This is a genomic window from Sunxiuqinia rutila (genome assembly GCF_050589705.1).
Lineage (GTDB): Bacteria > Bacteroidota > Bacteroidia > Bacteroidales > Prolixibacteraceae > Sunxiuqinia > Sunxiuqinia rutila.
The window spans coordinates 1-4,553 of sequence record NZ_JBNGOT010000031.1; the positions used below are offsets into that span (position 1 = coordinate 1).

Below are 4,553 nucleotides of genomic sequence, written 5' to 3' on the forward strand. Positions count from 1 at the left end.
TCATGTAAGTATGAAAAGTTTAAAAAACATAAAAAATCCGCTTAATGACTTTGAACTGTAAAATCATAAAACATGAACATATCCAGCAATATATGGTGGGTAGAGTTGAAAAATATAAACAGATAAGTAAGTTGTAGGGCATTTGGCCGAATCGGATACCAAATATTTGACTAAATACAATAAAAAATGATTGAAAGATTTAAGATTACTAAAACGATAAATCTGATAATTTTCTTCTTAATTTTCATTTCGATTTTGCAATCTTGCAATGGACAGGATAAGAAACCTGAATATAATCCTAAAGCAATTGAGATGAATAACAAAGCTGTTGAATATGCGCAGACTTTTGGAGAGGATAGTGCTTTGATTCTTTATGATATGGCAATTGAACTAGATGAAACCTACTATTTGCCACATGCAAACAAGATAAATATATATGTGTTTAGGAAACAGTTTGATAAAGCAGTTTATGAAAGCGAAATGGTGATTAAAAAGAAACCTGATTTAGCCGAAGGTTGGGTTCTTGCCGGTATGTTGTACGATAGACAAGGAGATAATGAAAAAGCTAAAAAATACTATGAGAAAAGCATTGAGATTTTTAATGACAGGATTGCAAATCCAGACAAAGCTGATATGATTTCGGCAAATCGACTTAACAGAGCTTTATCATATATTTTACTTGGACAAGAAGAAAAAGGTAAATCCGAAATGACTCTGCTAAAAAAAGAAGGACCTGAAAATATAATGATTGATGAATTCTTAAAAATGAGCAAGGAAGATTATATAAATCAGTTATTTGGCGAATAAAAACGCCCTACAACAATATGTATAATTCATAAGGGTTTCAGAGGTTTTCGAGCGGTACAACCCGCATCAATTTTGGATGGTAACTTGATAGGTTTAAAGTCCGCAATCCCTTACGAAATCATACACTAACCGTTATGGGCAATTTTAAATTACAACAACGATATTAAACCAATTGAAAATATAACAATGAAGAAATTAATTTTAGTTAGCATAGGTCTATTATTTTTTAACTATGGATTCAGTCAAACACTTTCAAATAATTTTGAACTTGATGAAAATCAAAATATATTGTGGAGAACAATTAATAATACTGAGCTTGATTTCAATAACTTGGTTGAAGCAATTGAAACTTCTGGATATTATGAGAAAATTAATATTGGAGATGACTATGTAAATTGTGAATTTAAACCTTATCAACTAGACTTTGCAAAATATGGTCACAAATACATGACCACCCCATTTTACATTTCACGAAATCTTGTTTCTGCCAATATTAAATTTGAATTTAAGGAAGCCCGTTATAGAGTAACAATTAGAAATATACTATTTACTCAAAATGCTGATGATGCATTATCTCAGCAAGGAGAACAACACTCATTTGAATGGTGGGTATTAAATAAAAAAGGAAAAATAAAAAAGAATTTTTTCGAACCAGGAAGCGATATAATGAACAAAGACTTTCAAATAAAAACGTCTTTTACAACCAAGAAAGTTGACGATAATTGGTAATAGTAAATTGAAAAATAAAATGAAACACAGACTTGCTAAATATGTTTTTGCCATATTACTGTTAATTTCATTCTACTTGGCTTTTTTAAGCCTTCAAAATAAAGAGTGGGAATCATTGACCGCAACAATCTCATTGACAATCGCAATTATTTCTGGATGGATTGCTTACGAATCTTTTTATAATCAATCTTTAGCAAGAAGACCTCAAATAATACTAAAATTAGATTTTAAAAGCAGATATGATTTAATTTTGTTGGTCGCAGAAAATTTAGGAGAGAAACCAGCCTTCAATATAAAATTTGAGTGGAAACAAAAGTTAGCAAATCATAAAGGAGAAGAAATACGTTTTAATAAATATGACGATTCTATCGACATTCCTGTCCTGAATCCAAAAGAAAATACTTCATTGATAATAGATTTAGCATCGCGATTTTATGAAAATCGAAAAACGGAAAACCTAGACTTTAATGGAACAATAAAATTTCAGGAATCTTTAAACTCAAAAAGAAAAACATCATATCCTTTTCATTTTTCTTTTAAGCATTATGGAATGTCTCCTTCATTCGAAAATGAAGAGCCAAAAACTATGTATGAATTGCAAAAAATCCCTGAGAAGCTTGAAAATATAAAACTTGAAATAAAGAAAATAATTGACAAAAAAACTAGCCCATAACAAAGTGCAAATGTAATGCGGGCGGGCGTGGTGTTCCAGCGTTTTCGCGCTTTCCAACCACCGCCAATCCGTCTTTGACGGATGACGGTGCTAAAAATAATGTTTAACAAAAAGCCGGCTTGGCTCCGTGCAACCTGACAAGTTACCGTTTCAAAGCTCCGCACTACACTTGCACCAACCGTTAGCGGTTATAAAAACAAAAATACATCTACTAATATAAAATCAATGGAGAATAGAGTTTATTACGGAGAATATACATTGAAACACTGGATAGATTTAATTCTAAAAAAAAACATAATACTACCAGATTATCAGAGACACTTTGTTTGGAATAGAAAACAGGTAAAAACTTTAATTGAATCTCTAAAATTAAAACAATTTGTCCCTCCTATTACTATTGGGGCTTTTAAAAATAGCGAGACTAATCAAAACTTAATAATAGATGGACAACAAAGATTAACAAGTGTCTTTCTTGCATATCTTAGTTTATTTCCAGATGCAACTACTTTTAAAGACACTATAAAAAGATTAGCAGATGAAAACGATGGAATAGATTTAGAAGATGAAGATTTAGCTCAATTTGATAGTGTTATTCAATGGACTTTCAAACGATTATTAGAAAGAGGCTCAACCAAAGAGCAGATTCTAAGTAATATAATTGAGGGTAATTACAAACAAGTGGATTTCAATGTTGACGATGATTTTTTTAAGAAAACCTTTTTAGGTTTTTCATACTTAGTACCTGACACACAAAATGAAATAAATCAACAAAAGTATTATTCTTCAGTATTTCGCAATATTAATATTCAAGGGGAAGCGCTATTGCCTCAAGAAAGTCGAGCCTCTTTGTATTACTTAGATAATGATTTAGCAAAATTCTTTGAGCCTGACTTCATCACTGAAATGTCAATAAAAACCACAAGCAGTGAATCCAAAATTGATTTTGTTCGATATTTATCCTTGCTATCGCAATATCGAATTGAAGAGAGGCCAAATGAAGTAGCTAGAAGATATGGTAGAGCAATGGAAAAATACTATGAAGAATTTATTTATTCAGTGGTTGGAGAAATAAATTCAAATACGTTTTTTGATTTCAACAGCATCTTTCCAAATAAAGAGTTTGAAGCAGACTATTCAAAATTAAAACAATCAATAGAATCATTAGAATTAAGTCGTTCTTTCAATTCAATTATTGATTTAGATATGTATCTGTTCGGTTTAATATATGTTACAGTATTTAAGAAAAAAAATATTGACTTCACAAGAAAGGATGAGCTAAAAGAAAAAATCAATCGTAAGATTGAGATTTTAAAAGGAACTGAAAACCATAAAAATTCTCCAGCTGCATTAAAGTACTTAAGAGCTAGAATTCATAGTTCTGTTTTAATTTACAATCGATATTTAAGTAATGAGTAAACATAAGGAATTCATATTAACTCCAGTTTCTACAATATTGAAAGATGTTATTTTAGCAAACTCAGGAATAGGTGCTGGTATTGAAACGTTCCCTTTAAGTGAATATGTGTTTCAATCTATTTTTCTTAAAATGACTGGATTTCAAGAACAGAAAATGAAATGCATAAGTTGGGAAATGGCGACCAATGATTTTGATTATAGAAGGAATTTACTAGGAAATGATGATAAACTCGGAGAATGCTCTACTTATGAATCAAAAAACAAAATATTTAAGAGATTATTTTCTCTTATTGGAAAAAATGAGCCCAGTTTTCAGATGTCTGAGGTGCTAGATTACAATGCAATTCGCAATTATAGTACGGATGAAGTAAAATTGAAATTTAAAGACACAAATTTATCAATTTGGAACGAAAAAAGTTATTCTTTTTTCTGTCAAAATGCAAAGGAAATAATAAAACCAAATCATTTTGCTAAAAGCGACAAAAATCTTTTTGAAAGTAGTTTGCAAGAATTTTATAAAAATCTCTACGCCCACAGAAATAGATGTGCTCATAATACTTTATCATACCAAGAAAATTTACCTACACTAAGTACTTTGTTTGATTCAGAATATCCAAATAATAATTATTTCATTTGGTTTAGTTTATTAATATTGATTGACAGAATTTTTATTGATTTATATACAAAATACACTAAGACTTTGGAGGAAGCAATTTGGTAAATTACAACCGCTAACATTTTGTATATTCCATAGGGGTTTTAGCGGTTTTCGGGCATCGTAGCTTTTATAACGTTAAAGCGTAACGATCGACAGTGACGCTCTCCGAAATCCCCTACGTAACATACAATTTACCGTTAGCAAGCATAATAAACATCCTAGAATAAAATGAAGTTAATTGATGATATAATACAATTTGAGAACGAAAAT

5 protein-coding genes are annotated in these 4,553 nt (G+C 30.2%); all 5 read left to right on the plus strand.

Going from position 1 to position 4,553, the window contains the following annotated elements:
- The first annotated feature begins 186 nt into the window (after window positions 1–186).
- The 5 genes from ACRD6K_RS19930 to ACRD6K_RS19950 all read left to right on the plus strand — a co-directional run bounded on the left by ACRD6K_RS19930 (window position 187) and on the right by ACRD6K_RS19950 (window position 4,346).
- On the plus strand, window positions 187–807 hold the full coding sequence (locus tag ACRD6K_RS19930) for a tetratricopeptide repeat protein (protein ID WP_430974665.1): 621 nt from the start codon (window positions 187–189) through the stop codon (window positions 805–807).
- Window positions 808–993: 186 nt separating this feature from the next.
- Window positions 994–1,536: a hypothetical protein gene (locus ACRD6K_RS19935; protein ID WP_430974666.1), complete on the plus strand. Its 543-nt coding sequence runs from the start codon at window positions 994–996 to the stop codon at window positions 1,534–1,536.
- Window positions 1,537–1,555: 19 nt separating this feature from the next.
- Window positions 1,556–2,209: a hypothetical protein gene (locus ACRD6K_RS19940; RefSeq protein WP_430974667.1), complete on the plus strand. Its 654-nt coding sequence runs from the start codon at window positions 1,556–1,558 to the stop codon at window positions 2,207–2,209.
- Window positions 2,210–2,434: 225 nt separating this feature from the next.
- On the plus strand, window positions 2,435–3,625 hold the full coding sequence (locus ACRD6K_RS19945) for a GmrSD restriction endonuclease domain-containing protein (protein ID WP_430974668.1): 1,191 nt from the start codon (window positions 2,435–2,437) through the stop codon (window positions 3,623–3,625).
- The gene (locus ACRD6K_RS19950; RefSeq protein ID WP_430974669.1) at window positions 3,618–4,346 is read left to right on the plus strand and encodes a hypothetical protein; all 729 of its coding nucleotides are present in this window, start codon (window positions 3,618–3,620) and stop codon (window positions 4,344–4,346) included. The genes ACRD6K_RS19945 and ACRD6K_RS19950 overlap by 8 nt, the downstream gene beginning before the upstream one ends.
- Window positions 4,347–4,553: the final 207 nt, after the last annotated feature.